The sequence below is a fragment of the Streptomyces sp. NPDC002564 genome, from assembly GCF_042889645.1.
Taxonomy (GTDB): domain Bacteria; phylum Actinomycetota; class Actinomycetes; order Streptomycetales; family Streptomycetaceae; genus Streptomyces.
The window spans coordinates 1-23,196 of the sequence record NZ_JBIARE010000023.1 but is presented as its reverse complement, the minus strand read 5'-3'; the positions used below and the strand labels follow the sequence as shown (position 1 = coordinate 23,196).

At 73.6% G+C, this 23,196-nt stretch carries 15 protein-coding genes; all 15 read left to right on the top strand.

Annotated elements, in window-relative coordinates; all coding sequences use genetic code 11:
* Positions 1-556 precede the first annotated feature (556 nt).
* A complete protein-coding gene (locus tag ACFYXE_RS37845) occupies positions 557-2,149 on the top strand; it encodes an acyl-CoA carboxylase subunit beta (RefSeq protein WP_389321011.1) in 1,593 nt (530 codons plus the stop codon).
* Between the two features lie 1,612 nt (positions 2,150-3,761).
* Positions 3,762-4,679 carry a ScbR family autoregulator-binding transcription factor gene (locus ACFYXE_RS37840; protein ID WP_389320953.1) on the top strand — a complete coding sequence of 306 codons (918 nt, stop codon included), beginning with the start codon at positions 3,762-3,764 and terminating at the stop codon, positions 4,677-4,679.
* Positions 4,680-6,033: 1,354 nt separating this feature from the next.
* Entirely contained in the window at positions 6,034-6,879 is an 846-nt protein-coding gene (locus ACFYXE_RS37835) for a BTAD domain-containing putative transcriptional regulator (protein WP_389320950.1), read from the top strand.
* A gap of 751 nt (positions 6,880-7,630) precedes the next feature.
* Positions 7,631-8,452 (top strand): BTAD domain-containing putative transcriptional regulator, encoded by an 822-nt coding sequence (locus ACFYXE_RS37830; RefSeq protein WP_389320947.1) that lies wholly within the window; start codon positions 7,631-7,633, stop codon positions 8,450-8,452.
* 426 nt (positions 8,453-8,878) lie between these two features.
* Positions 8,879-9,835: an SRPBCC family protein gene (locus ACFYXE_RS37825; protein ID WP_389320944.1), complete on the top strand. Its 957-nt coding sequence runs from the start codon at positions 8,879-8,881 to the stop codon at positions 9,833-9,835.
* A gap of 2,506 nt (positions 9,836-12,341) precedes the next feature.
* Positions 12,342-13,403, top strand: coding sequence for a type III polyketide synthase (locus tag ACFYXE_RS37820; protein WP_389320941.1), 1,062 nt, complete (start codon positions 12,342-12,344; stop codon positions 13,401-13,403).
* Positions 13,404-13,479: 76 nt separating this feature from the next.
* Positions 13,480-14,019, top strand: coding sequence for a cupin domain-containing protein (locus tag ACFYXE_RS37815; RefSeq protein ID WP_361180868.1), 540 nt, complete (start codon positions 13,480-13,482; stop codon positions 14,017-14,019).
* 5 nt (positions 14,020-14,024) lie between these two features.
* Positions 14,025-15,176 (top strand): DegT/DnrJ/EryC1/StrS aminotransferase family protein, encoded by a 1,152-nt coding sequence (locus ACFYXE_RS37810; protein WP_361180867.1) that lies wholly within the window; start codon positions 14,025-14,027, stop codon positions 15,174-15,176.
* A complete protein-coding gene (locus ACFYXE_RS37805) occupies positions 15,173-16,168 on the top strand; it encodes a methyltransferase (protein ID WP_389320935.1) in 996 nt (331 codons plus the stop codon). Before ACFYXE_RS37810 ends, ACFYXE_RS37805 begins: the two co-directional genes overlap by 4 nt.
* Before the next feature lie 147 nt (positions 16,169-16,315).
* Complete coding sequence (wrbA, locus tag ACFYXE_RS37800; protein WP_389320932.1) at positions 16,316-16,939, top strand: NAD(P)H:quinone oxidoreductase; 624 nt, start codon at positions 16,316-16,318, stop codon at positions 16,937-16,939.
* Between the two features lie 462 nt (positions 16,940-17,401).
* Positions 17,402-18,991, top strand: coding sequence for a class I adenylate-forming enzyme family protein (locus ACFYXE_RS37795; protein WP_389320929.1), 1,590 nt, complete (start codon positions 17,402-17,404; stop codon positions 18,989-18,991).
* A gap of 119 nt (positions 18,992-19,110) precedes the next feature.
* Complete coding sequence (locus ACFYXE_RS37790) at positions 19,111-19,524, top strand: nuclear transport factor 2 family protein (protein ID WP_389320926.1); 414 nt, start codon at positions 19,111-19,113, stop codon at positions 19,522-19,524.
* 202 nt (positions 19,525-19,726) lie between these two features.
* Entirely contained in the window at positions 19,727-20,950 is a 1,224-nt protein-coding gene (gene metK, locus ACFYXE_RS37785; protein ID WP_389320923.1) for a methionine adenosyltransferase, read from the top strand.
* Positions 20,951-21,125: 175 nt separating this feature from the next.
* Positions 21,126-22,109, top strand: coding sequence for a carbohydrate kinase family protein (locus tag ACFYXE_RS37780; protein WP_361181638.1), 984 nt, complete (start codon positions 21,126-21,128; stop codon positions 22,107-22,109).
* The coding region (locus tag ACFYXE_RS37775) for a homocysteine S-methyltransferase family protein (protein WP_389320919.1) at positions 22,106-23,196 on the top strand (1,091 nt) is incomplete at its 3' end. The genes ACFYXE_RS37780 and ACFYXE_RS37775, both read left to right, overlap by 4 nt.

The following is a 23,196-nucleotide window of genomic DNA, read 5'->3' as shown; positions in this document are numbered from 1 at the left end:
GTTGAGCGTGGGTGGGGTTGTTGGGTTGTTGGTTTGTTGGGGGTGGTGGGTGTGGGGGTTGTGTTTCGTGTGGTGCGTGGGTGTGCGTCGGTGGAGGAGGTGGCGGCGGTGGCGGTGATGTTGTTGGTGGTGGGTGAGCGGGCCGGTGCTGGTGCCAGTGCTGGTGCTGCTGGTGGGTGTGTCGGTTCGAGTCCTGCTGGTGTGGGTTCGGCTGCCGCTGCTGGTGTGGGTGGGGGGCGGCGGGTGGGGTGGCGGTTGCCGGTGGGGGGTGGGGTGTATCGGGCGCCGCGCAGTTGGCGGTGAGGCTGCTGTGGGGTGGTGAGGCTGTGGCTTGCGGGTTGGTGGGGGTGCGCGGGTTGGTGGTGGTGTCGGTGTCCTGAAGCGGCCCGCTTCTTGCCTTGCGGGGCCCGGGTGTTGCTTTCCGGGGCTGTGTTGTTGCGCCTGTCTTTTGTGTTGGCCGTGTTGGCCGTGTCGTGTGTGTTGGTCGTGTTGGTTGTTTTGGTCGTTTGGGTGTTGGAGGGGGTTTGTGGTGGTGACGGTGTCGGAGCCGGGTGTGGTGTCGGGGTCGGGTGTGGGTGGCGTGGGTGTGGAGGGTGGGGGTGGGGTGCGGGGGCGGGTTGCGGAGTTGGTGGCGATTCGTGGGCAGGCGGTGGCGGGTCCTTCGGGTGCGGCGACGGTGGCGCAGCATGCGAAGGGGAAGTTGACGGCGCGGGAGCGGATCGGGTTGTTGTTGGATGAGGGGTCGTTTTGTGAGGTGGAGCAGTTGCGCCGGCATCGGGCCAGTGGGTTTGGGTTGGAGGGGAAGCGGCCGTATACGGATGGGGTGGTGACGGGTTGGGGGACGGTGGAGGGGCGTACGGTTTTCGTCTATGCCCATGATTTCCGTATTTTCGGGGGTGCGTTGGGTGAGGCGCATGCCGCGAAGATCCATAAGGTGATGGACATGGCGATCGCGGCGGGTGCGCCGTTGGTGTCGCTGAATGACGGTGCGGGGGCGCGGATCCAGGAGGGTGTTTCGGCGCTGGCCGGTTATGGGGGGATCTTCCAGCGCAACACCAGGGCTTCGGGTGTGATCCCGCAGATCTCGGTGATGCTGGGGCCGTGTGCGGGCGGGGCGGCGTATTCGCCGGCGCTGACGGATTTCGTGTTCATGGTGCGGGAGACCTCGCAGATGTTCATCACGGGTCCCGATGTGGTGCGTGCGGTGACGGGGGAGGAGATCTCGCAGAACGGTCTGGGTGGTGCGGATGTGCATGCCGAGACGTCGGGGGTGTGTCACTTCGCTTATGACGATGAGGAGACGTGCCTGGCCGAGGTGCGGTATCTGCTGTCGTTGCTGCCGGCCAACAACCGGCTGGCGCCGCCGGAGACGGTGTCGGGTGATCCGGCGTCCCGGGTGACCGGGGCGCTGCTGGATGTGGTGCCCTCGGACGGCAACCGGCCTTATGACATGGCCGCGGTCATCGAGGAGATCGTCGATGACGGGGAGGTGTTGGAGGTCCATGAGCGCTGGGCGCGCAACATCATCTGTGCGCTGGCTCGGCTGGACGGGCAGGTGGTGGGTATCGTCGCGAACCAGCCGCAGGTGCTGGCGGGGGTGCTGGACATCGAGGCGTCGGAGAAGGCCGCCCGGTTTGTGCAGATGTGTGATGCCTTCAATATTCCGATCCTGACCCTGTTGGATGTGCCGGGTTTCCTGCCGGGGGTGGACCAGGAGCACGGGGGGATCATCCGGCACGGTGCCAAGCTGTTGTATGCGTACTGCAATGCGACGGTGCCGCGGATCTCGCTGGTGCTGCGCAAGGCGTACGGGGGTGCCTACATCGTGATGGACAGTCAGTCCATCGGTGCGGACCTGACGTATGCCTGGCCGACCAACGAGATCGCGGTGATGGGGGCGGAGGGCGCCGCCAACGTGATCTTCCGCCGGCAGATCGCGGACGCGGAGGATCCCGAGGCGATGCGGGCGCGGGTGGCCAAGGAGTACAAGGCCGAGCTGATGCACCCCTACTACGCGGCCGAGCGCGGTCTGGTCGATGACGTCATCGACCCGGCCGAGACCCGCCAGGTCCTGGCCCGGTCCTTGACGATGCTGCGCAACAAGCACGCCGACCTGCCCTCGCGCAAGCACGGCAACCCCCCGCAGTAACCCCGCCCCCACACCCAACCCCACACCCGCCGTTACGGCTGTCGCTGTCGCTGTCGCTGTCGCTGTCGCTGTCGCTGTCGCTGTCGGGGCCGGCGTCGGCGCCCGGTGCCGGTGGCGGGGCGGGTGCGGTCGTGGGGCTGCAACCGCAGCCGCGGCAGGCCCCGTTGCCCCGGGGGTCCGTCAGCGGCCGGACCCGTTGCCCACCCCGCCCACCGGCCGCCGGTCCTCTTCCGCTCCCGCCCCCGCACCTGCCGATTCGGGGCGCCGGCCCCGGTCCTGAAGCCGGGCCCCGGACCGGGACCTCTGCTCCCGAAGCCGGGCGGCGGGCTGCGGTCCCGAAGCCCAGTTGGGCCGAGCCGAGCCGAGCAGGGCTGGGCTGGGCCGGGCCCCGGGCCGGGGCCTGTTCCCGAAGCGGGGCGGCGGACTCCGGTCCTGAAGCCGAGCCGGGCTGAGCCGGGCCGAGCCGGGCCGGGCCGAGCTGGGCCGAGCCGGGCCCCGGACCAGGACCTGTTCCCGAAGCCGGGCGGCGGGCTCCGGTCCCGAAGCCCAGCTGGGCCGAGCCGGGCCGGGTTGGGCTCCGGCTCCGGTCTTGAGGGTGGGTCCCGGGGGTCCGGTTGTTGACGGCTGGCTTCCGGGTCCGGGGCTGCTTTCCTCTTTGGCGGGGGCTCCTGTTGGGTCTTGCGTCTGCTCCGCCGCCGCTCCCTCCGCTGTGCCTGCTCCTGTGGCTGTGGTGGTGTCCGGTGTCGCTCTGGTGCGGGTTCTGGTGTCTGCCCGGGGTTCTGGGCCGGTTCTGGGCTGGGTGGTGGCTGTTCTCGGGTGGTGTGGCCTGGGGTGGTTCTGCGGTCTGGTGTGGGCGCGGGGCTGGGGGCGTGTGGTGAGGGCGGGGCTCTTTGGTGTCCGGCTGTCGTGGGGCGGTGGGTGTTGTCCTGCCGGCGGTTGCCGGATCTTGTGGGGGTGGTGGCTGTTCTTGGGTGGGGTGTCTGGTTCTTGAGTGGCTGTCCGGTGGGGCCTTGGGGGTGCGGCGCAGGCTGGGGTGATCGTCGTGTTGTCCCGTGCTGCTGCGCTGTGGTGGGTGGTGTCCGCTGCGGAGGTGTGTGGTGGGCACTGGCCGCTCCGTGTACGGAAGGCTGGGTGGGAGGGGGCCGGTGGTGGGTGTGAGCGTGCGGGTGGCGGCGTGGTGTGGCCGGGCGGGTTTGCCCGGGGCTGCCCGGTGCCGGGCACCGGCCCGGTGGTGCGCTGCCGGGCCGCTGGTGCGCTGCCGGTGCGGTGGTGTGCGGCCGGCCGGCGGGCCGTAGCAGGTGCCGGCGGCGGCCGCTGTGTACCCCGTCCGCCCTTCACCCCGTGCGCCTTTCTGCGTCTGCTCCTGCGGCCGCCCCTGCCCCGGCCACGGCGGTCGGCCCGTGGCCATCGCGGACACTGCGGCCGACTCGTGGCCACGGCGGGCGCACCGGCCACCGCGGGGGTGCGTCGGCTACCGCGGGTGCGGCGGAGGTGGCGGGTGTGGGGTGTTGGGGTGGTGTGTTCGGTGTGTGCGGGCGTGTCCGGCGGTTCCGGTTGCCGGTTGTTGGTGGTGGGTGTGGGTGTGGGGTTGTTCGGGGTCGGGAGGGTGGGGATGGTGCAGCAGGAGCGGGCCGCGCGGACGCGGGAGTCGGTGTTGCGGGCGGCGGCGGAGGTGTTTGCCGAGGAGGGGTTCGTGCCGGCGACGATCAGCAGGATCAGCCGGCGGGCGGGGGTGAGTGCGGGGGCGCTGCATTTTCATTTCGCGGGCAAGCAGGCCCTGGCCCGTGCGGTGGAGGCGGCGGCGCTGGCTGCCGTGCACCGCATCACCGAGCAGGCCGATGCGGAGCACAGCGGGGCGCTGCAGCGGCTGATCGCGGCCGAGCATGCGCTGATGCGGGCGGTGGAGCAGGATGCGGTGGTCCGGGCCGGTTTCCATCTGGTGGGTCCGGCGCCCTGGCGTACCGATCCGCTGGATCTGCGCGGGGCCTGGCAGCGCTGGGTGGAGTCGCTGCTGCATGCCGCCCGCCGGGAGAAGACCCTGGCGCCCGAAGTGGTGCCAGCCAAGGTCGCCGCCCTGGTGGTCGCCGCCACCGTCGGTTTTGCCTCGCTGGGCCTGAAGGACCCGGCCTGGATCTCGCGGCGCACCCTGGAGCGCTACTGGGACCTCCTGCTGCCCCGGCTCACCCCCGGCCCGCCCGCACTACACCAGGACGGCCCGCTCCCGCACCAGGACGGCCCGGACCCGCGCCGGGACGGCCCGCTCCCGCACCGGGACGGCCCGGGCCCGCACCAGGACGGTCGGCCTTCGCGCCGGGACGGCCCGGGCCCGCACCAGGACGGTCGGCCTTCGGGCCAGGACGGCCCGGGCCCGCAGCCGGACGGCCGGTCCCCGTACCGGGGCGGTGCGGGCCCAGCTGCCGCGGGCACGGCAGGGGCCGGGCGCGCCGCGGGCGGCGAGGAAGCGGCAGGTGCCGGTGCGTCCCGCGCCCTGCCCCCGGGGCCCGGGTCCGGGGGCGGCCTCCCGGAGTAAGCGCCGGGTCCCGTCCCGGACTTGCCCGTCCCGCCGGTCCCCGGCCCGGGTGCGGCTCGTCACGGCGTGCCCGGCCAGGCCAGGCCGGGGCGGCCGCCGGCTCCTGACGCTGCGGACTCCGGCACCCCCAGCCCGGGAGTGCACGCTCCCGGACACGTCCGCGCCTGCCCCGGATGTGTCTGCTCCCGGGGCGTCCGCTTCCCGCGCCACGGTGCCGGGCACCGCCGGTCCGGGTGTCCGGCCCGGGGAGGACGGCAGTTGGTGTCCCCGGCCCGCCCGCCCCGGCTCCCCGGATCCCGCCAGCCCCCGCCCCGGCCGCGCCCCCCGGGTAAACCCGATCCCGGCCCGGCCGCCCCGGCTGGAGCCGTCCCTGGCGCCCCGGGGCACGCCTGGCCCCACCGGCCTACCGGCCCCGGTCCCGGCTCGGAGCGTTCCTGCCCCTGGTGCCGCGGGCCTTCCTGCACCGCTGGCCCCTCCAGCCGCCCCCGCGGCAAACGGCCCGAGCGCCCCCGGCGCGAGCGGCGCAACCGCCCCCGGCCCACGGGCCTGCCCGCCCCGGCCCCCGACCAGACCGTCCCGGACCAGACTGCCCCTGACCGGACCACCCTGGGCTGCCCCCGGATGTGGCAGGGCCGATTGCCGGGACCGGGCTGCTTCTGCGCCGCTCCCGGCACGCCGCGCGCCCGGCCCGGCCTCCGGCCAGACCGTCCCGGCCCAGACCGCCCGGGATCAGGCCGCCTCCCGGCCGGGCCACCCGGATGAGGCCGGGCCGAGTACCGAGACCGGGCTGCTTCTGCTCCCGGCACGCCCGGCGCCCGGAGCCCGGCGCCTGACACCCGGCGCTCGGCTGCTCGGCCCGGGCCCTGCGTCCCGCCCTCCCGGTCCCGTCCTCCCGGTCCCGCCCTCCCGGGCCAGTGGCCGGCAGACCCGCCCTCCTCGTCCGCTCCTTGCCCCCCTTCCGTGCCCCCTTCCGCTTCTTCCGGGGCGTGGGTGGTGTCCGTCCCGGGACGGGAGGGGTGACTCCCGTCCGAACGGCAGGTGACCCGCACAAAAACAGCGGTCCATCGCTGTTTTCCCGGGCCCGCCGCGGCCGGGTGTCCCGGAGTCCGGCCCGGCCCTGTCCGCCCTGCGGTGTCCGGTGGTCCGGCAGGGTCCGCCGGCGCCTCTGTGACCAGCACATTCCTCAAGATCCACTCAAGAAGTGGCTGGTGGGACGCCGGAGGGCCGGTCCAGCACCGCTAGAAACCAGCTACGCGGTTTTGTATTGACAGGGCCTGCGGAATCTAATTGAATCTGGATGCGGTAGCGGGGGATCGCCCCGGGCCGCGGCTCCATCCACGTTCAGGGGGACACGGTGGATATCGAGGTACTCGGCGCGCTGTCGGTGCGGGAGAACGGTCGCTCCATCACGCCCACGGCTCCCAAGCCCCGGCAGGTGCTGGCGCTGCTGGCGCTGCACGCGGACCGGATGGTGCCGGTCTCGGCACTGACCGAGGAACTGTGGGGCAGTGCCCCGCCGCGCAGTGCCCGCACCACGCTGCAGACCTATGTGCTGCAGCTGCGGGAGCTGATCGCGGCCGCACTGCCCGGTGCCGGCCGGGATCCGCACCCCGGTGCGGGTGGTTCGGGCGGGGCCAAGGACGTGCTGGTGACCATGCCCGGCGGCTATCTGCTGGCCGGCGGCGGCGGGCGCAGTGACGTGCGCGCCTTCGAGCAGCTGGCCGATGCCGGCTACCGGGCGATGGATGCCGGGGACTGTGCCGGGGCCGCGCGCCGGCTGCGGGAGGCCCTGGCCCTGTGGTCGGGCACCGCCTTCGCCGACGTGCAGGCCGGCCCGCAGCTGCAGATGGAGATCAAGCGGCTGGACGAGAGCCGGCTGTGCGCGCTGGACCGGCGCATCGAGGCCGACCTGCGCCTGGGCCGCCACCGTGAACTGCTGGCCGAGCTGACCGTGCTGGTCAACGGCTACCGCACCCATGAGTCCCTGCACGCCCAGTACATGCTGGCCCTGCACCGCTCGGGCCGGCGCGGCGAGGCCCTGGACGCCTACCAGCGGCTGCGCACCACCCTCGTGCAGGAGCTGGGCCTGGAGCCGTCCGCCCGGCTGCGCCGCCTGCAGCGCTCCATCCTGACCGCCGGCCACGACCTGGCCCTGCAGGCCGACGGCGCCGGCGGGCAACGGCTGGCGCCCACGGGGTGAGAGCCCCGCGGCCGTCCCCGGCGGGCCGGCCGCCCCACGACCCCTTCCCCCCTCCCCACGCACTCGCCCGCCGCGAGCCCGCGGCGGGCGAGTGCGTCTCCACCGCCCGCACCACCGCACCGCCCGCACCGCCCGCACCAGCGCACTGCCGGCAGGGCCCGTAGTGGCTCGTACTGCCGGCAGGGCCCCGTACCACCTGCACCACCTGCACCACCTGCACCACCTGCACCACCTGTACGGCCTGCACCACCGCACGGCCTGCACCACCCGTACGGCCTGTGCCACCGCACCATCTGCACGATGTGTGTCACCGGCGTCGCCGCACTGCCGCGGCCGGCGTCCCGTCAGGACGGCGCCCCCCACCGCCGTGTCCCAGGAACCGCGCCACCGCCACGAGCGCCACCGCACGTCCCGGCCGGGCACCAGGGCCGGCGGGCCGGCGGGCCGGGGCCGGGCGAGCAGCCCGGCACCGCCCCCGCACCCCGGGGCCGGGGGCCGGGAGCCGGGAGCCGGAGCAAGAAGGAGAAAAAAAGAGGGGGGCGGGTGAACGTTCTTGTGCCCGTCGCGCGGACTTCACCCCAGCCCACGCCCTCCTGGCCCGCGGCGCCTAACGTGCCGCAGGTGCAAGGACCCTGACATGCCATCAACTCCCCCAAGGGGAAAGGAGGATGCCCCACCCGCACCACACCACGACGCCCGCGGCGACGGAATGCAGTCAAGACAGGAACTCGACGAAGTACGGAGGAAACCCATGAAGATTCAGGTTCTGGGTCCGTTGAGCGCCGAGGTCAACGGGGGATCGATTGTTCCGACGGCAAGCAAGCCGCGGCAGATTCTGTCCCTTTTTGCCCTCTACCCCGGACGGGTCATGCCCGTTCCCACGCTCATGGAGGAGCTGTGGGGCACCGAGCCGCCGCAGAGCGCGCTCACCACCCTGCAGACCTACATCCTGCAGTTGCGCCGGCACCTGGGGACCGCGCTGGGCCCCGATGCCCCCGGCACGGCCAAGGAGGTCCTGGCCACCCGGCACGGCGGCTATCTCATGCAGATACCGGCCGAGAGCGTGGACGTGCACCAGTACGAGCGCCTGGCCGGCGAGGGCCGCGACGCCTTCGAGAACGGTGACGACGAGGTGGCCGCCGACCGCTTCCGCCGGGCCCTGGCCCTGTGGCGCGGGCCCGCGCTGGTCGACGTGCGGGTCGGCCCGATCCTGGAGATCGAGGTCATGCGCCTGGAGGAGAGCAGGCTGGGCACCGTCGAGCGCCGCATCGACGCCGACCTGCGCCTGGGCCGGCACTCCCAGCTGATCGCCGAGCTGACCGAACTGACCGCCCGCTACCCCCAGCACGAGGGCCTGCACTCCCAGGCCATGGTCGCGCTGTACCGGTCGGGACGCCAGGCCTCGGCCCTGGAGATCTACCGCAAGCTGCGCATCCGCATGATCGAGGGACTGGGCGTGGAGCCCTCCCCGCAGGTGCAGCGCCTGCACCAGGCCATGCTGGCCGTCGACCCGCAGCTGGACGTCGTGGCCGGACCGCGCCGCAGCTCGACCTTCGACCTGTACGCCGCCTGAACCACCGCACCACCCGCACCACCGCGCACCACCCGGTATCACCCGCACCACCGTGCACCACCCGCATCACCGCGCGTCACCGTGCGCGGTCGTGCACCGTCCGTACGGTTGGGCCACCGCCCGCCCCTACGCCCGGCTCGAGTCCGCCCCCGCCCCGCCCGCCGGGGCCCAGGCGGACTCGAGCCGTCTTTGTGCCCGCGTCGAGCGGGCCCGGCCACACTCCTTGGACCGCCACCCGCCCGCCCCGACCGCCGCCGGCACCCCGGGGCAGCGGGCGCACCGGACGGCCGGATGTCCGGGCCCCGGCCACCGCCGTGACCGCACGCCCGCCGCACCCGGCCGACGGCACCGGCGACCGATGCCGATGACCCATACCGATGACCGATGACCAATGACCGATGACTGACGACAGAGGGGAGGGGCCCGGTGTCCGGTGAACTCATCCACCGCCTGTCGCACACGGCCGAGGTGGCCGCCCCCGCGCACGTCGCCTACACGCTGATCGCCGACCCCGAGCGCTGGCCGCTGTTCCTGCCGCGCAACGTGTACGCCCAGCGGCTGGACTTCGACGGCACCCGTGAACGGCTGCGGATGTGGGTCCTGGCCGAGGGCCAGATCACCTCCTGGACCTCCCAGCGCGTCCAGGACCCCGCCCGCCGCCGCATCACCTTCCGCCAGGACCTGCTCATGGCCCCGGCCACCTCCATGGCCGGCGTGTGGTCGGTCCAGGCGCTGGATGCCGGGCGCTGCCTGCTGCGCCTGGAACACGAGTTCACCACCGCCCAGGAGCGCCCCCAGGACCAGGCCTGGCTGACCGAGGTCGTCACCGCCAACAGCCGTTCCGCCCTGGACAGCCTGCGCTTTTTGGCCGAACGCTGGCCCCGCCTGGACCAGCTGGCCCTCTCCTTCGCCGAGTCCGTCCGGGTCAAAGGACCCGCCGAACTCGTCTACAACTTCCTCTACGAGATCGCCGACTGGCCCGGACAGCTCCCGCACGTGCGCCGGGTGGCCCTGGAAGAACCCCACGTGGGCATCCAGAAAGTCGCCCTGGACCTGGCCACGGCCGACGGCGGCGAGGCCGCCGTGGCCGGCATCCGCATCTGCTTCCCGCACGCCGGACGCATCGTGCACAAGGCGACCGTGCCCCGCCCGCTGCTGGCCGCGCACTGCGGCGAATGGTCGGTCCTGCCCGACGAACACGGCGTCACCGTCGTCTCCCAGCACCACGCCCTGCTGCGCGAGGACACCGTCGAACAGATCCTGGGCCCCGGCACCGGCCTCGACCAGGCCCGCCGCACCGTGCGCGCCGACCTCACCCGCGAGAGCCGCCAGATCCTCCAACTGGCCCGCCGCCACGCCGAATCCGCCGTCCGCACCCTGTAACCCCCGCCCCGGGGTCCGGTCCCCGCCCCGGCCCCGGCGGGCAGCCGGCAGCGGACAGGGGCGGGGGAGGAGCGGCAGGTGTGCGGGCCGCGCCGGACGACGGCCGGCCCCTCCCCGCCCGGCGGACCGCACCACGACACCCCTCCCCGGCGGGCAGTACGGCACGCTGCCGCTGTGCACCCCCGGCACCCGACCGGCACCCCCCGGGGCCCGGCCGGGCCCCGGGCGGCCCGGTGAACACCCCGGTACCCACCGGCCACCGGAAGCACCCCACCCGCGGAGGGACGCGCGTCGGCGGGGGAGCGGGTGAGCAGGCGGACGGCGCGGTCGCGCCACGCCCCGGCACCGCAACGGCACGCACGGCACGCGTCGCCTCCTCGCCGCCGCGCGACAGCACCCGGGGCCGACCGGCCGCACCGGATACCCCTGCGACGCATCCCCGCCCCCGGCGGGCCGGTGCAGCACCGGCCCGCGGGCACCCCTGCCCGCCGCACACAAGAAGCAGCGCCCCCCCGGGGCGGTACCCGCACCCTCTGCCGCCACCGCGGACGGTACGCCGCCGGCCTGCGACCACCGGGACGCCACCCTGCCGCGCACCCGATGCGGTCCCGCACCCGAACCGGCAGGACCTGCGCCCCGCAACGCACCGCCTCCCGGCCCCCGCCCACGGCACCGGCACACCCGTACCGGCCCAACACGCCGCCTCCCCGCACCCGCCCGCGGTGCCGACGCACCCGTACCGGCCCAACGCAGCGCGCACCGAACCGACATGACCCCGCCTCAGGACAGGGACCGGGACCGGCCTGCGCCCACCGGAACACCCGGGACGATCCCGCTTCCCCTGCCCCCCGTGGCCCCGCACCGCCCCCCTGGCCCCGGGCCGGCCCCGCCGCACACCGGAGCCAACCCCACTGCCCCGAACCAGCCTTGCCCGACCGCCCGACCGCCCGACCGCCCGACCGCCCGACCGCCAGCCCCAGACCCACCCCCACCGCACCGCACCGCACCGCACCGTCGAGCCTCCCGACCCCAACCCGGCCGCCCCGGCACGGCGTTGCCCGCTCCGCCCCCGGTGCCCTCGCCGCGCCCCGGGATGGCCCGGCGGGGTGGCTCGGCCCAACTGCCCCGCCCCCGCCGCGCCCTGGAGCGTCCCCGCACCCCGGCCCCGGCCCCGGCCGATGCGGACGTCGGGCCTCCGCGTGCCGCCCGGGCACCGCACCCCGTGTAGTGACCTACGTCACTTTCGGAGGCCCTTGGTGCGGGGCGGCATCCGTGTCACTATTTCTGCACGACTTCCCTGCCCAAAGCCGGTTCTGAGGCGGTGGGTTGAGTGTCGTATCCGCCGCCCCGTACGGGTTGTGCCGAGTTTCTGCCCCCTGCGGTGCCGTTTCCCCCTCCGTAAATTCCCCCCGTATGCCGGGACGTTTTTCGTCCATGGTCCGCGGGCCCGGCGGGGATTCCCCGCGCCCATAAGTCCCCGCGCCCTGCACGCCTGCCGTGCCGGGGGAGGGGCACGGGGGGAACGGTGCGGGGACGGCCGCCCGCACGGCCCGCCGGGCCGCCCGCACGCCGGGCACCGGCAGGCGCCCGGCGTGTTCTTCGCCTCCATCTGCGCCCCGCCCGTGCCACGCGGCGACGGCGTGGCACGGGCGGCAAGAAGCAGCAGCACGAAGCGGCGAGCAGTCCATGGAGGGCACCAGCAGCCGATGCAGGGGGAGTTGCACATCCGGCACCCCCGCCGCCACCGGCCGCCCCGCCCCCCGGACCCCGGGACACCGGACCCCGGAACCCGGGACACCGGACCCCTCTGGGTGATCCCGGCCCTCCGGGTGCCCCCGGCCCCCGGAACCCGCCCCGCCCGGGAGGTTTGCTCACCGCACCGCACCACCGGCACCCCCTTGTCCCCGCGCGCAGCCGCGCCATTCCCACCGCCCGTACCGCCCCTCACGCAGCGTGCCCTGCACGGCCGTTGCCCGGCGGCGGGCCCCGGCGCCGCCGGGAAGTACCGCACCTGACATGGCCGCCATGACCGACAACCGCCAGCCGGCGGTACGCCACTACGCCACTACGCCACTACGCCACTACGCCAGTACGGCGGTAGGGCGGTAGGGCTGGTCGGCATGGCCGCCAGGTGCCTCTCTTCCCGGCCGCGACCGCACCAGAGCACAGCCCCGCCCCTCCCGTGGCCGCGCCCGCACCCGGCAGACACCCCTGCCCCCGTGCCCGCGGCCGCCCCCCCCTGCCCCCGAGGGCGGGGGGCAGGGGGGGGCGGGGGGTGCACCGCCGGGCGTCCGGCCGATTCATCCCGCGCCGCCTTCCCCGGCGCCCGGCACCCGCCCGCCCCCACACAAAAACGGGGGGCAGGGGCGGGTGCCGGGCCCGGCGAAGGCGGCGCGGCAGGCGCCGTCACGGCTGCCCGTGCCACCGCCCGACCGGGCGGCGGCGGGAGTGCGCGAAAGCTTCTTCCCGTGCAGAAGGCAGACTCTAGAGAAAGTGGATTCCCGATATGCCCAGGCTATGCAAGCCGTCCGTGCGCGTGCCGGAATACGTCATCACCGCGGAAGAGACACTGGAATTTGCCGAGCGGGTCCATGCCGGAAAGCCGCAGCTTCCCCTGGCACTTCGCCTGATCCGCAACACGGGGGTGCAGAAGCGGCACATCGTGCAGCCCATCGAGGAGACCCTCAAGCACCCGGGCCTGACCGAACGCAACCGCATCTACGAGGCGGAGTCCAAGAAGCGCACCCCCGAGGTCGTCGAAGAGGCCCTGGCCAACGCCGGCCTGGAGGCCCGGCAGGTCGACGCGATCATCTACGTGTCGTGCACCGGCTTCCTGATGCCGTCCCTGACGGCCTGGCTCATCAACAAGATGGGCTTTCGCTCCGACACCCGCCAGATCCCCATCGCGCAGCTGGGCTGCGCCGCCGGCGGCGCCGCCATCAACCGGGCCCACGACTTCTGCGTGGCCCACCCCGGCAGCAACGTCCTGATCGTCTCCTGCGAGCTGTGCTCGCTGTGCTACCAGCCCGACATGGACGACATCGGCTCGCTGCTCTCCGACGGCCTGTTCGGCGACGCGGTCGCCGCCGCCGTCGTGCGCGGCACCGGCGGCACCGGCATCGAGCTGGAACGCAACTCCTCCTACCTCATCCCGCACACCGAGGACTGGATCTCCTACGCGGTGCGCGACACCGGCTTCCACTTCCAGCTGGACCGCCGCGTGCCGGGCACCATGGAGCCGCTGGCCCCGGTGCTGCGCGAGTTCGCCGCCGGCCACCAGTGGGACGCCAGCAACCTGGACTTCTACATCGTCCACGCCGGCGGCCCGCGCATCCTCAACGACCTGGCCAAGTTCCTGGACGTGGACCGCAAGGTGTTCCGCCACAGCTGGTCGACGCTGACCGAGTACGGGAACATCGCCAGCGCCGTCGTCCTGGACGCCGCCCTGCGCCTGTTCGAGGAAGACACCCCCATGCCCGACGCCACCGGACTGATCGCCGGCTTCGGCCCCGGCATCACCGCCGAGATGGCCCTGGGCCGCTGGAACAGCGACACCTCCGCCGGCTGACCGGGCCACCCGGAGCCGGCGCGCCCCGGGTGCCCCCGCCGCGCGAGATCCCGTACGAAAGAAGGAAACCCAACCCATGACTGGCCTGATCCTCCCGCCCGGTGGGGGACGCAAGCTGATCACCAAGGCGCAGGAAGTGACCTTCAAGGCCACCCACGCCCACGGCTCGTCCATCTCGATCTTCGAAGTGGTCGTGCCGCCCGGCTTCGACGTCGGCGCCCACGTGCACGAGAACTCCCAGGAGTTCTTCTACGTCCTGGAGGGCGAGCTGCAGCTGCTGGCCTTCGAGCCGGCCGAGCGCACCGAGCAGAACTGGCACCAGTGGCAGTCCGCCGACGGCCAGGGCGCGGTCACCGCCACCGAGGGCGCCTGCATGTTCGTGCCCCCCGGCACCCCGCACGCCTTCCGCAACGCCGGCACCGCCCCGGCCCGGATGCTCTTCCAGAGCTACCCCTCGCCCGACCACGAGCACTACTTCGAGGAAATCGCCGAGATCTGGTCGCGCGGCACCGCCGTGGACCCCGCCGCGGTGGAGGAGATGCGCGAACGCTACGACGTCAGCCAGATCACCCCCCTGCGCTACCAGCCGCCCGCCGCCGCGGGCCGCGGGAAGTGAGCACCATGGACACCATCCCCCTGGTCCACGCGAGCCTGGGCGAGCAGGAACTGGCCGCCGTCGCCGAGGTGTTCGCCTCGGGCTGGCCGGCCGGACAGGGCCCCCGGGGCAAAGCCCTGGAAGCCCAGCTCGCCCAGCGCTACCAGGCCCACGCCGTCGCCCTGAGCAACTGCGGGGCCGCCCTGCACGTCGCGCTCCTGGCCCTGGGCGTCCAGGCCGGCGACGAAGTCATCGTCGCCGACTACACCTTCCCCGCCCCCGCCCACGCCGTGCGCTACCTGGACGCCGTCCCGGTCTTCGCCGACGTGCGCCCCGACACCCACACCGTGGACCCGCAGGCCGTCGCCGACCTGATCGGCCCCAAGACGGTCGGCATCATCGCGGTGGACACCGTGGGCCTGCCCGCCGACTACAGCGAACTGCAGGCCCTGGCCGACCGGCACGGCCTCTTCCTGGTCGAGGACGCCGCCTGCGCGGTCGGCGCCACCTACCAGGGCCGCCAGGCCGGCTCGCTGGCCGAGGTGGCCTGCCTGTCCTTCCACGGCCGCAAGGGCGCCACCAGCGGCGAGGGCGGCGCCCTGCTGGCCACCGACCAGACGGTGGCCGACCAGGCCCGCCTGCGCGCCTCCTTCGGCATCGGCAGCATCTTCGACCAGTCCAAGATCGTGGGCCTGCCCATCCCGGAGTTCACCGAGATCGGCTACAACTTCAAACTGTCCGACATCGCCGCGGCGATCCTGCAGGTCCAGATCGGCCGGATCGACGAACTCCTCGAGCGGCGCGCCGTGGTGGCCGGCCACTACGCCCGCCTGCTGGCCGACGAAGAACTCCTGACGCTGCCCCAGGTCCCCGCCGACCGCACCCACGCCTGGCAGTCCTACCTCGTCAAGCTCGACGCACGCGTGGACCGGGCCGCCCTGGCCACCGACCTGCGCGGCCAGGGCATCGGCTGCGGACACGGCACCTGGGCCACCCACCTGCAGCCCGTCTTCGAGACCAAGCAGAGCTGCCCCGTCTCGGCCGACCTCTTCCACCACCACCTGGCCATCCCCATGCACGCCGAACTCAGCGAAGACCAGATCGAACGGGTCGTGAGCCGGCTGCGCACCGCACTTCGAACCCACGCGGCCCCCACGGGCCAGGGAGGCACCGCATGAGCGACAACCAGCCCGCCCCGGACGAGATCCTGCGCCTGATCAACGGCTACTGGTCCACCGGCATCATCGCGGCGGCCGCCACCCACCACCTGTTCACCCACCTGGACCAGGGCGCCGACACCGCCGGCGAGCTGGCCCGGCGCGCGGACATCTCCGAACGCGGCGCCCAGACCCTGCTGGACGGCCTGCTCAGCATCAACCTGGTCGAACTGCACGGCACCCGCTACCGCAACAGCCCCTCGGCCGCCGCCTACCTCGTCCAGGGCCGGCCCGCCGACCTGAGCGGCATGGCCCGCCTCAAGCTCGGCCACATGGCCCACCTGACCACCCTGCCCGACGTGGTGGCCGCCGGCGGCCCCATCAGCGACCCCACCACCGAGGTCGCCGACAACCCGCACTGGGGCAAGGTCGTCACCGCCATCGCCGCCCAGTCGGTGCCCGCCGCCGCCGTCGCCGCCGACGTGCTGCACCTGTCCGAGGCCGGCGCGATCTCCATCCTGGACGTCGGCGGCGGCTCGGGCGTCTACTCCGCCACCTGGCTCGAGCGCAACCCCCAGGCCCGCTCCACCCAGCTCGACTGGGAACCCATCAACCAGATCGCCCGCCGCCTGCTGGACGAACGCGGCCTCGGCGACCGCTTCTCCTGCATCGACGGCGACTTCCACACCACCGACTTCGGCACCGCCGCCTACGACGTGGCGCTCTACTCCCACATCGCCCACCAGGAGGGCCCCGAGGACAACGTCGCCGTCTTCACCCGCCTCAAGGACGCCCTCAAGCCCGGCGGCGCCCTGGTGGTGTGCGACTACGTCGTCCAGGACGACCGCAGCGGCCCGGCCTTCCCGCTGCTGTTCGCCTCGGAAATGCTCCTCAAGAGCAAGCAGGGCGGCACCTGGCGCCGCTCCGACTACCACGACTGGCTGACCAAGGCCGGCTTCACCGACGTCACCTTCCACGCCGCGCCGCCCGCCACCCTGGTCATCGCCCGCTAGCCGCCCGCCGGCCCACCTCCCCGCCCCGGCGAAGGAGGTGCGCCGGCCGCGCCGAACGCGCCGAACGCGCCGAGGAACCAAATCGCCAAGGGGCCAAGTCGCCAAGGGGCCAGGAACCAAGGACCCAGGAACCAAGGAACCAAGGAAATGGATTCAGTTGTGGAACCTGTGAACGTTGCAATCATCTATTACAGCGCGACCGGCAACGTGCACGCCCTGGCCCAGGCCGTGGCCGAGGGCGCGGAGAAGGCCGGCGCGAACGTGCGGCTGCGCCAGGTCGCCGAGACCGCCCCGCAGGCCGCCATCGACTCCAACCCGGCCTGGGCCGCCCACCGCGAAGCCACCACCGACATCACCCAGGCCTCGCACGAGGACATGGAATGGGCCGACGCCGTCCTCTTCGGCACCCCCACCCGCTTCGGGAACCCGGCCAGCCAACTGCGCGCCTTCATCGACACCACCGGACCCCTCTGGTTCGCCGGGAAGATCGCCGGGAAGGTGTTCTCCGCCTTCACCGCCAGCAACACCCCCCACGGCGGACAGGAATCCACCATCCTGGCCCTGTCCAACACCTTCTACCACTGGGGCGGCATCATCGTGCCCCCCGGCTACACCGACCCCATCCAGTTCCAGTCCGGCAACCCCTACGGAACCTCCCACGTCGCCGGCGACGGCGCACCCGGCGACACAGCCCTCCAGGCCGCCCGCCACCAAGCCCGCCGCGTGACCGACACCGCCGCCGCCCTCAAGATCGGCCGCGCCGCCGGCTGAGCACCGCCCCACCGGCCCCCCGCCGCCCGGGCACCCGCACCCCGCCAGACGCCAGACGCCGACCGCCATACGCCGGACACCGGCCGCCGGATGCCGGGTGGCAGGGCACCGGCCAGCCGTGCGGGCCTCGGTCAGAGCCCGCCCGGCCGGCCGGGCGTCCACCAGGGGCACGGCCGGGGGCACGGGGCCGGCACACCCGCCGGCCCAAGGGGGCGCCCCCGGCGCCCCGCTGCGGACCCGGCCCGCCGCCCGCCCGGGCGCCGGCAGGACGCCCGGGGGCGGCGCGCACCCGGCCCGCCTCACCCCCTTCGACGACACAGCCCCGCGCAGTGTGAGGCCGCCGGCCCGCCTTTCTTCCCCGCACCGCCCCGCCGCGCCCTGTCGGCCGCACCCGCCCGCCCCTCCGGCGCCGCACCCGGCCCGCTTTCTCTCACCCATCCCTGCATAAGGAGACAGCCCCCCATGAAGGGCTCCACGGTCTACCAATCGATACAAAAGCGCGGCCTGCACCTGGGTCTCCTGCCGGAGATGGCCGCGGCCGTCAACCCCTCCACCCCCATCACCCTGGACCACGACCTGGACGCCCTGCCCCAGGCCGGACGGCGCCTGACGGTCGCCGAGTTCGCCCGCGCCGTCGACGACCTGGCAGCACGCCTGTGGGCGGCCGGCGTACGCCCCGACGAGCACATCGTCGTCCACAAGAGCCACAACGCCGACATCTGGATGCTCGGCGCCGCCGCCTCGCGCATCGGCGCCGTCCCGGTGATGCTCTCGCCCGCCCTGGACGCCGCCACCGTCACCGCCCTCATCCAGCGGGTCGGCCGGCCCAGCCTGCTGACCGACACCGCCAAACTCGACGCCGGCCTGGCCGCCCACCCCCTGGCCGACCTCACCCGCCGCGTCCTGGTCGTGGCCGGCGAACGCCCCGGCACCACCAGCCTGGCCGGCCTGGCCGGCTCCCCGCGGGTCCGCCCGGTGGTACGGCCCCTGGACGAGGCCGCCGTCATCACCCACACCTCCGGCACCACCGGACTGCCCAAACTCGTCGTGCACACCCCCCGCACCCAGGGCATCCGCCTGCTGCCCCAGTGGCGCCTGCTCAAGCTGATGCGCAAGAAGGACCCCGTCGCCATCCACATCCCCTTCGTGCACTCGCGGATGGTCGCGGCGATGTCCCTGGCCCTGCTCAAGGAACTGCCCGTCCTGCTGCTGCGCGAGTCCGACCCCGACACCGTCGCCGAGCAGTTCCTCACCCACCGGCCCGGCTTCGTGGAGGCCCTGCCCAACTCCCTGATGGACTGGGAGGACCTGAGCGCCGACCCGCGCAAGCCCTTCGCCTCGGTCAAGGTCTTCAGCAGCACCTTCGACGCCATCCACCCGCGCACCATGAGCCGGCTGCTGAACGCCTCCGACCGCCAGGGCGCCCTGTTCTTCCAGATCTACGGGCAGAGCGAGGTCGGCCCCGCCGTGGGCCGCGCCTACTTCCGCAACTCCGCCCACAAGGCCAACGGCCGCTGCGTGGGCTGGGCCATGCCCGCCGGCGCCGCCCGCGTCCGCGTCACCAGCCGCGACGGCCGGCCCCCCAGCGCACACAACCCCGGCTTCATCGAAGTCGCCTGGGACGGCCTGGCCAAGACCTACTTCGCCGAACAGGACCGCTACGACACCAACCGCAACGGCGACTGGTGGCGCACCGGCGACGTCGGCTACCGCACCCGCCTGGGCTGCCTGCACATGCTCGACCGCGAAGTCGACATGATCGCCGGCGTGCGCAGCTCCCTGGAGGTCGAGGACGTCGTCCTGGGCCGCCTGTCCGAGCTGAGCGAACTCGTCGTGGTCCCCGGCCCCGGCGACGAGCCCGTCCCGGTCATCTGCACCACCGACGACGCCCCCCTGGACATTGCCCGCTGGCGCGCGGCCGTCACCGACTTCCCCCAGCTGGCCGACCCCGTCCAGATCCCGCAGGCCGAACTCCCGCGCACCGCCACCCTCAAGGTCCAGCGCATCGCCCTGGCCCGCCACCTCCAGGAACGCCTGGCCGACACCGCCTGACCCCGCACCACCCGCACCCCGCAGCGCCCGCCGGGCGGGGACGGGGGACAAACCGGCCCCCGCCCCGCCCGACCGCCCGCCCCGCCCGGCCGCCTGTCCCCAGAGCGAAGAGAGCCGACATGACCAGCACCCCGCCGCAGAGCACCGGCGCCACCGTGGACGCCTTCTTCGAACGGTTCGGCTCCGGCGACCTGCCCGCCATGATCGACCTGTTCGCCGACACCGTCGACTTCCGCATCGACGGCAGCCCCCAGGTGCCCTGGACCGGCCGCCGCGCCACCCCGACCGAGATCCGCGAGTTCTTCGAACTCTTCCCCAAGGTCCTCACCGCCCCCCAGAGCTTCGCCCTGCACACCCGCCTGATCGACGGCACCGAAGCCGTCGTGACCGCCGAGGGCGTCTTCGGCGTCCTGGCCACCGGACACACCTTCACCAACCGCTACGCCCTGCACTTCACCGTCACCGACGGCCGCATCACCCGCTACCACATGTACGAGGACAGCTACGCCATCGCCCAGGCGTTCACCCCCTGACCACCGGGCGCCCCCGCGACTCCCGCCGCCCGGCCCGCCCCGTCGACCACCCCGCCCGCACCGCCCCGCCCGCACCGCCCCGCCCGCACCGCCCCGCCTTTGGGCCGCGGTGTGCGCCGGCCCGCACCGCCGCCCCGGCCGAGGGCCGCGCCGGGCCCTTCCTTCTTTTCCGTCCCGTTCACTCCTTCTGCCCTGGAGAGTCATGTCCCGCCGCCTGTTCACCTCGGAGTCCGTGACCGAGGGCCACCCCGACAAGATCGCCGACCAGATCAGCGACACCGTCCTGGACGCCCTGCTCACCCAGGACCCCGCCTCCCGCGTCGCGGTCGAAACACTCATCACCACCGGCCAGGTCCACATCGCCGGCGAGGTCACCACCGCCGCCTACGCCGACATCGCCACCCTGGTCCGCAACAAGATCCTGGAGATCGGCTACGACTCCTCGGCCAAGGGCTTCGACGGCGCCTCCTGCGGCGTGTCGGTGTCCATCGGCGCCCAGTCGCCCGACATCGCCCAGGGCGTCGACACCGCCTACGAGCAGCGCGTCCAGGGCGCCTCTGGCGAGCAGGAGGACGAGCTCGACCGGCAGGGCGCCGGCGACCAGGGCCTGATGTTCGGCTACGCCACCGACGAGACCCCCGCCCTGATGCCGCTGCCCATCGAGCTGGCCCACCGCCTCTCGCGCCGCCTGACCCAGGTCCGCAAGGACGGCACCGTCCCCTACCTGCGCCCCGACGGCAAGACCCAGGTCACCATCGAGTACCAGGGCAGCCGCCCGGTGCGCCTGGACACCATCGTGGTCTCCTCCCAGCACGCCGCCGACATCGACCTGGCCGACCAGCTCACCCCCGACATCCGCACCCACGTCGTCGACCACGTCCTGGCCCAGCTCGCCGACGACGGCATCAAGCTGGACACCGACGACTACCGCCTCTTCGTCAACCCCACCGGCCGCTTCGAGATCGGCGGCCCGATGGGCGACGCCGGCCTGACCGGCCGCAAGATCATCGTCGACACCTACGGCGGCATGGCCCGCCACGGCGGCGGCGCCTTCTCCGGCAAGGACCCCTCCAAGGTCGACCGCTCCGCCGCCTACGCGATGCGCTGGGTCGCCAAGAACATCGTCGCCGCCGGCCTGGCCACCCGCTGCGAGGTCCAGGTCGCCTACGCCATCGGCAAGGCCGAACCGGTCGGCCTGTTCATCGAGACGTTCAACACCGCCACCGCCCCCCAGGCCGCCATCGAACGCGCCGTCACCGAGGTCTTCGACCTGCGCCCGGCCGCGATCATCCGCGACCTGGACCTGCTGCGCCCCATCTACGCGCAGACCGCCGCCTACGGCCACTTCGGCCGGGAACTGCCCGACCTGACCTGGGAGCGCACCGACCGCGCCGACGCCCTGCGCAAGGCCGTCGACGCGGGCTGAACCCCGCCGCCGCGCCGCCGGCCCCGCCCGCCGCGGCACGCACCCCGGACGGACCCGGGGCCCGCCGCCCCGGCCCCCGCCCAGACCCCGCCGGGCCCGGCGCGGCACCCGCCGCCCCGGGCCCGGCGCGGCCGTGCCTTTTGACGCCGACCCCCGCTTCAAGGAGTGCCTTTCCGTGCGTATCGCCGTGACCGGATCGATAGCCACCGACCATCTGATGGTGTTCCCCGGACGCTTCGCCGAACAGCTGATCAAGGAACAGCTGGAGCGGGTCTCCCTGTCGTTCCTCGCCGACCGCCTCGAGGTCCGCCGCGGCGGCGTCGCCGCCAACATCGCCTTCGGCCTGGGCCTGTTCGGCCTGGACCCGGTCCTGATCGGCGCGGCCGGCCTGGACTTCGCCGAATACGGCCACTGGCTGCGCGAACACGGCGTGGACACCACCGCCGTCCAGGTCAGCGACACCCTGCACACCGCCCGCTTCGTGTGCACCACCGACCAGGACCAGAACCAGATCGCCACCTTCTACGCCGGCGCCATGGCCGAGGCCGCCCACATCGACCTGGCCGCCGTCACCGCCCGCACCGGCACCCCCGCCCTGGTCCTGATCGGCGCGGACGACCCCGCCGCCATGCTGCGCCACACCGCCACCGCCCACCGCCTGAACATCCCGGTGGCCGCCGACCCCTCCCAGCAGCTGGCCCGCCTGGACCGCGACCAGGCCCGCCAACTCGTCGACGGCGCCCGCTGGCTGTTCACCAACGAGTACGAGGCCGCCCTGCTGCTGGAACGCACCGGCTGGAGCGAGCAGCAGCTCCTGGACCGGGTCGGCACCTGGATCACCACCCTGGGCGCCGGCGGCGTGTCCCTGGCCCGCGCCGGCTGCCCCCGCCTGCCCGTGCCCGCCGTGCCCGCCACCACCATCGCCGACCCCACCGGCGCGGGCGACGCCTTCCGCTCCGGCTTTTTGGCCGGCACCGCCTGGGAACTGCCCCACGAACGCGCCGCCCAGCTCGGCTGCGCCCTGGCCACCACCGTCCTGGAATCGGTCGGCACCCAGGAGTACAAGCTCATCCCCGCCGACCTGACCGCCCGCATCGAGGACACCTACGGACCCGCCGCGGCCCGCGCCCTGGAGGCGCGGATCGCGGGGACCTCATGACCACCGCACCCCGCCACCGCGCCGCCGCCCTGCGCCGCGCCCTGGCCACCCGCGTGGTCGTGGCCGACGGCGCGATGGGCACCATGCTCCAGGAACAGGACCCCACCCTGGAGGACTTCCAGCAACTGGAGGGCTGCAACGAGGTCCTGAACATCACCCGGCCCGACATCGTGCGCTCGGTGCACCAGGCCTACTTCGCCGCCGGCGTGGACTGCGTGGAGACCAACACCTTCGGCGCCAACCACGCCGCCCTGGGCGAGTACGACATCCCCGAGCGGATCTTCGAGCTCTCCGAGGCCGGCGCGCGCATCGCCCGCGAGGTCGCCGACGAATTCACCACCGCCGACACCCGCGAGCGCTGGGTCCTCGGCTCGATCGGCCCCGGCACCAAACTGCCCACGCTGGGCCACATCGACTTCGCCACCCTGCGCGACGGCTTCCAGGCCAACGCCGAAGGCCTCATCGCCGGCGGCGCCGACCTGCTCATCGTGGAGACCACCCAGGACCTCCTGCAGACCAAGGCCGCCCTGCTCGGCGCCCGCCGCGCCCTGGACCACGCCGGCCTGGACCTGCCCCTGGTGTGCTCCCTGGCCTTCGAGACCACCGGCACCATGCTGCTCGGCTCCGAGATCGGCGCGGCCCTGACCGTGCTGGAGCCCCTGGGCATCGACATGATCGGCCTGAACTGCTCCACCGGCCCCGCCGAGATGACCGAGCACCTGCGCTACCTGGCCCGCCACTCCCGCATCCCCCTGCTGTGCATGCCCAACGCCGGCCTGCCCGTGCTGACCAAGGACGGCGCCCACTTCCCGCTGGGCCCCGACGGACTGGCCGACGCCCAGGAGAACTTCGTCGCCGACTACGGCCTGTCCCTGGTCGGCGGCTGCTGCGGCACCACCCCCGAGCACCTGCGCGCCGTCGTCGAGCGGGTCCGCCCCCTGACCCCCTCCGCCCGCACCCCCCAGCCCGAACCCGGCGCCGCCTCCCTCTACCAGACCGTCCCCTTCCGCCAGGACACCTCCTACATGGCGATCGGGGAGCGGACGAACGCGAACGGGTCGAAGAAGTTCCGGGAGGCGATGCTGGA

What these genes read in the sequence shown, in the direction of transcription:
- ACFYXE_RS37840 (WP_389320953.1), top strand. Translation starts at nt 3,762, where the DNA reads ATGGTGCAGCAGGAGCGGGCCGCGCGGACGCGGGAGTCGGTGTTGCGG.
- ACFYXE_RS37830 (WP_389320947.1), top strand. Translation starts at nt 7,631, where the DNA reads ATGAAGATTCAGGTTCTGGGTCCGTTGAGCGCCGAGGTCAACGGGGGA.
- ACFYXE_RS37820 (WP_389320941.1), top strand. Translation starts at nt 12,342, where the DNA reads ATGCCCAGGCTATGCAAGCCGTCCGTGCGCGTGCCGGAATACGTCATC.
- ACFYXE_RS37815 (WP_361180868.1), top strand. Translation starts at nt 13,480, where the DNA reads ATGACTGGCCTGATCCTCCCGCCCGGTGGGGGACGCAAGCTGATCACC.
- ACFYXE_RS37810 (WP_361180867.1), top strand. Translation starts at nt 14,025, where the DNA reads ATGGACACCATCCCCCTGGTCCACGCGAGCCTGGGCGAGCAGGAACTG.
- ACFYXE_RS37805 (WP_389320935.1), top strand. Translation starts at nt 15,173, where the DNA reads ATGAGCGACAACCAGCCCGCCCCGGACGAGATCCTGCGCCTGATCAAC.
- wrbA (WP_389320932.1), top strand. Translation starts at nt 16,316, where the DNA reads ATGGATTCAGTTGTGGAACCTGTGAACGTTGCAATCATCTATTACAGC.
- ACFYXE_RS37795 (WP_389320929.1), top strand. Translation starts at nt 17,402, where the DNA reads ATGAAGGGCTCCACGGTCTACCAATCGATACAAAAGCGCGGCCTGCAC.
- ACFYXE_RS37790 (WP_389320926.1), top strand. Translation starts at nt 19,111, where the DNA reads ATGACCAGCACCCCGCCGCAGAGCACCGGCGCCACCGTGGACGCCTTC.
- metK (WP_389320923.1), top strand. Translation starts at nt 19,727, where the DNA reads ATGTCCCGCCGCCTGTTCACCTCGGAGTCCGTGACCGAGGGCCACCCC.